We start from the raw sequence: 4,591 nt of genomic DNA on the forward strand, positions 1-4,591 counted from the left end.
CTACTCTTTCTTGTCTTTCATACCATGCTTGTGTTCGTTCGTGGAGAGCTTTATTGTAAACCAATCTTACACATCCCAAAGTGCGCCGCAATAGCGACTCTTGTGTTGGTGTGGGGTAAAATCGAAACGAATAGGCTTTTTCCATGCCTCACATTCTAGAATATATCGTCTAAATGCGCTAGTATTTAACGGTAAAGCCGCCGTAAAACGGCGGGGTTTCAGACCCAAATTTTCGATGAAATTACCCCGTCTTGCCGCTTTAATCATTGGTCTGAGCTTTATTTTCGGATTAATGTTGTGGTTAGTCAACTCTATCTATCGTCTTTACATCCAGATCGCCTTTACCGCTCCTATCTTAGCTAATATTCTGCTTTTACTGATTATCGGACTGCTGGGCTTGCTGATCTACATTCTTTTGTACTACTTTTATCTGCTGCCCCGGCAGCAAAAAAGTCGCCGCGGGTTGCGTTCTTCCTCCCGTCCACCCCTAAAATTACCGGTAGAAAAAACCGAGGCCGCCGGGGAAACCTTAAAAGCTATCCGGCAACAAGTGGAGCAAATTCAAGATAAAGTAACCCAACAGGTTTTTATTAAGCGTTCCCAAGAAATTGAGCGAAGTTTAGTCAGAAAAGAAGTTAAAATCATTGTTTTCGGCACAGGATCGGCGGGAAAAACCTCCCTAATTAACGCCCTCATCGGTCAAATGGTGGGCAATGTGGAGGCAACCATGGGAACCACGGAAAAAGGGGAAACCTATAGTTTAAAAATGAAAGGTGTGAATCGGGAAATTCAAATTACCGATACCCCTGGCATTCTCGAAATTGGTGCAGCAGGAGGTCAAAGGGAACAGTTAGCGCGACAATTAGCCACGGAAGCAGATTTACTTTTATTTGTCATCGATAACGATATTCGACAATCGGAATACGCCCCTTTATTGCGCTTAATTGATATTGGTAAACGTTCTCTCTTAGTCTTTAATAAAATCGATCTCTATAGCGATGAAGATCGAGAAATTATTTTAAAAAAATTACGAGAACGGCTAAAAGGAGTGATTCTTTCCGCCGATATTATTGCCGTCGCCGCTAATCCCCAACCAGTAAAGTTAACCAGGGGACAAATTATCACACCAGAACCAGATATTTTAGCTTTAATTAAACGTTTGGCTTCAATTTTACGCGCCGAAGGGGAGGATTTGGTGGCGGATAATATCCTCTTACAATCCCAAAGATTAGGAGAAGAAGCCAGGAAAATTATTGATCGCCAACGTCGTCGCCAAGCTGATAAAATTATCGATCGCTATCAGTGGATCGGTGCGGGAGTGATTGCTGTGACTCCCTTACCAGTGTTCGATCTGTTAGCAACGGCGGCGGTTAATGCTCAAATGGTTAAGGAAATTGGTCAAGTTTATGGCTGTGAAATTAACAGCGATCGAGGCAAGGAATTGGCTCTATCTTTGGGTAAAACTCTAGTTAGTTTGGGAGTAGTGAAAGGAGCAGTAGAATTATTAGCCAGAATCCTACAATTAAATTTTACTACCTATATAGTCGGTAAGGCAATTCAAGGGGTCAGTGCCGCCTATTTAACCCGCATTGCTGGCAAAAGTTTTATTGAATATTTCCGTCAGGATCAAGACTGGGGTGACGGTGGTATGACGGAGGTGGTACAAAGACAATTTCAACTCAGTCGCAAGGAAGAATTTATTAAGTCTTTTGTGGCCGATGCGATCGGTAAAGTGGTACAACCTTTTCAGGATGATTGGCAGCAAGAAGAAGTTTTAGAAGCTAGTTGCGAGGATGATTGGTAAAGATCGAACCCACGAGCGATAGGCAAAATTGTATAGTAATTGTTACAATCGTTTTGGGGTTCCACAAGGGCAAAAAAAAGATGCGACAGCAAGTTATCGACTGGTTAAAAGAAAACGTCAACGAACACCGTCTGCGACATATTCTCGGTGTGGAGACCATGTGTATTGATTTAGCTCGTCATCACGATCTCGATCCCGTCCAAGCAGGGCAAGCGGGGCTGCTACACGATCTGGCTAAATTTTTCAAGCCCAAAAAACTGCTAAAAATGGCAGAATCGGCGGGAATAGAGGTGGATAATATCTGTTTATCCCATCCCCACTTACTCCACGCCGATGTCAGTGCAGTTGTCGCCCAAAAAGAATTTAACGTTACCGATGAGGAAATTCTCGAAGCAATTCGCAATCATACCCTCGGTAAACCCAATATGAGCGATCTTAGCTGTATAGTCTTTATTGCCGATGCCTTGGAACCCAATCGCGGCGATACACCCGAATTAAACGCCCTACGACAACTCAGCTATCAAAATCTCCATAAAAGCGTTCAACAAACCTGCGATTATTCCCTAAAATATCTTTTAAGTAGCCATTGTCCCATTCATCCCCGCACCGTGCTAACCCGCAACTGGGCGTTACAAATTGTTAAAGAACAACCAACAAAAACTAAACCCATTGATTAACATAATCTCAAGACTCGCTTAAAACCACCTCAGCCAAAGGATAACCACAACCTGAATGACCAATCCCACTGGAATTATTACCCCCATCGCCGAAAATCTCAAGACCGAAAAATTTCTGGAGACAATTGTTACCGCTGCCGAGGACAAGAAAGCGGGGGACATCGCCATCCTGAAGGTCGCCGATATCTGTTATTTAACCGATTACTTCCTGATTGTTACTGGCTATTCTACCACCCAAGTGCGAGCGATCGAGGATGCGATCGAAGCTGCTATGGAACTAGAATGGCAACAATCCCCCCGACAAGTGGAAGGAAAAAGCGAAGGTAGCTGGATCCTGATGGATTATGGGGATATCATTGTTCATATCTTTTTACCAAAAGAGCGAGAATTTTATAATTTAGAAGCATTTTGGGGTCATGCTCAACGGATTACTCTACCTAGCGACCATTTGGAGGAGTAGAATCCATGAAATCCTCCCTTGATTTCTGTCCCGTCCCGGAAGAACAGCAACCGGTGAACGAGTACGAACAATTAAAAGAATCTTGGTTTTTCCGTTGGGCGACGCTAGATGTAGCCTCTTATACAAAAAAAATTGTCTGGTTATGGTTATGGACATGGTTAATTGTCGGACCGATTGCCGCCGCTAGTTTTCCCCTCAAAAAGGCCCCTTTTCTCTTCCTCTGTGCGGGGATTTTTGGCTCGACAATTTTGGTAGGATTGGTGTTATTGCGCTTGTATCTAGGCTGGATCTACGTTTACGATCGCTTGCAATCGGAGAAAGTATTTTATGAAGAGTCGGGCTGGTACGATGGCCAAATCTGGACAAAAACCGCCGCTATTTTAACCCGCGATCGTTTAATCGTCTCCTATCAAATCCAGCCCATTCTCCAGCGTTTACAAAAAACCGCCCTAATTCTAGGGGCAATTGTCGCTATCAGTGGTCTTTTCTGGCTATTTTTCACTCACTAACCGCAACCAATCTGAATGAATAGGGTAAAACGTTCACCAACCCACCGCTTAGAAATTCATCTCCTCCGGGAAGGTATTATTGAATCGGTTCATAATGTCGAGGCCGCCATTTGCGATGACCGCGGCCGGGTATTATCCACCGCCGGCAGCGCCGAAACTAGCGCCTTTATTCGTTCGGCCCTGAAACCTTTTCAAGCACTGGCTGTCATCAGTACCGCCACCCTCGAACGCTACGATCTCAACGATAAGGATCTAGCCATTATCTGTAGTTCTCACCAAGGCACAGTGGAACACGCCCGTCAAGTCTTTAATATTCTCTGGCGCGCCGATATCGATCCTAATGCCCTGCAATGTCCCCTCCCCGAAGGTAAACCCAGTCGCCTCCAGTACAATTGTTCTGGTAAACACGCCGGGATGTTAGCGGTGTGTCAACAGCGTGGCTGGCCGTTAAATAGCTATCTGCGGCGCTCTAGTCCGATACAGAAGCTAATTCTCAGCAAAATTGCCGAATTATTGGGGATGCCGGGGGATGAATTAATCAGCGCCCACGATGACTGCGGCGCGCCCACCTATTCAATGCAGTTGGGGCAAATGGCCCATCTCTACGCCCAGTTAGCCTCTGGCAACCGTTTAGACTTAGAAAGAATCGTCCGGGCGATGACCTATCATCCCCGCATGGTAGCAGGAGAAGGGGCTTTTGACACGGAATTAATGCAGGTTAGCCAAGGGGAAATCGTCAGTAAAGCCGGGGCCGAAGGGATTCAATGTATCGGGCGCGTCGGCGAAGGTTTAGGATTAGCAATTAAAGCTTTAGATGGTTCCAAACGGGCTAAATATGCCGCCGCTTTGCAAATTCTCAAACAGTTAGGCTGGATTACTCCCAATGTGGCCGAATCTCTCTCGGAAAAATTCCTTAAAATCGGCAGTTATACCCGCTTGGAAGTGGTGGGAGAAATGGCTTTGTTATAAATAGTGGGTAGCTGTTAAAAATTGTCAGATACCCCCCTTATTAAGGGGGGACTAAGGGGGGATCAGCACCCCCCTTATCAAGGGGAGATCCCCCCGCCTATCGGCACCCCCCTTATCAAGGGGGGCAGGGGGGATCAGAGGCAAAATCTATCTTCAATTTAATTATAACTAC

6 protein-coding genes are annotated in these 4,591 nt (G+C 45.4%); 5 read left to right on the forward strand and 1 reads right to left on the reverse strand.

Annotated elements, in window-relative coordinates; genetic code table 11:
• On the reverse strand, positions 1-145 hold a 145-nt coding region (locus tag IQ242_RS17260; RefSeq protein ID WP_193960822.1), incomplete at its 3' end, for a helix-turn-helix domain-containing protein.
• Positions 146-235: 90 nt separating this feature from the next.
• Between IQ242_RS17260 and IQ242_RS17265 the strand changes: the two genes are divergently transcribed.
• From IQ242_RS17265 to IQ242_RS17285, 5 genes are all read left to right on the forward strand, one after another.
• On the forward strand, positions 236-1,804 hold the full coding sequence (locus IQ242_RS17265) for a YcjF family protein (protein WP_193960823.1): 1,569 nt from the start codon (positions 236-238) through the stop codon (positions 1,802-1,804).
• A gap of 80 nt (positions 1,805-1,884) precedes the next feature.
• Positions 1,885-2,481, forward strand: coding sequence for a bis(5'-nucleosyl)-tetraphosphatase (symmetrical) YqeK (gene yqeK, locus IQ242_RS17270; RefSeq protein ID WP_193960824.1), 597 nt, complete (start codon positions 1,885-1,887; stop codon positions 2,479-2,481).
• Between the two features lie 55 nt (positions 2,482-2,536).
• Entirely contained in the window at positions 2,537-2,941 is a 405-nt protein-coding gene (gene rsfS / locus IQ242_RS17275) for a ribosome silencing factor (RefSeq protein ID WP_193960825.1), read from the forward strand.
• Positions 2,942-2,946: 5 nt separating this feature from the next.
• On the forward strand, positions 2,947-3,450 hold the full coding sequence (locus IQ242_RS17280) for a CGLD27 family protein (protein WP_193960826.1): 504 nt from the start codon (positions 2,947-2,949) through the stop codon (positions 3,448-3,450).
• Positions 3,451-3,465: 15 nt separating this feature from the next.
• Positions 3,466-4,419 carry an asparaginase gene (locus tag IQ242_RS17285; RefSeq protein ID WP_002763157.1) on the forward strand — a complete coding sequence of 318 codons (954 nt, stop codon included), beginning with the start codon at positions 3,466-3,468 and terminating at the stop codon, positions 4,417-4,419.
• The last annotated feature ends 172 nt before the right edge of the window (positions 4,420-4,591 follow it).

Origin of the sequence: Microcystis sp. LEGE 08355, from assembly GCF_015207185.1 — a bacterium.
GTDB classification, from domain to species: Bacteria; Cyanobacteriota; Cyanobacteriia; order Cyanobacteriales; family Microcystaceae; genus Microcystis; species Microcystis panniformis.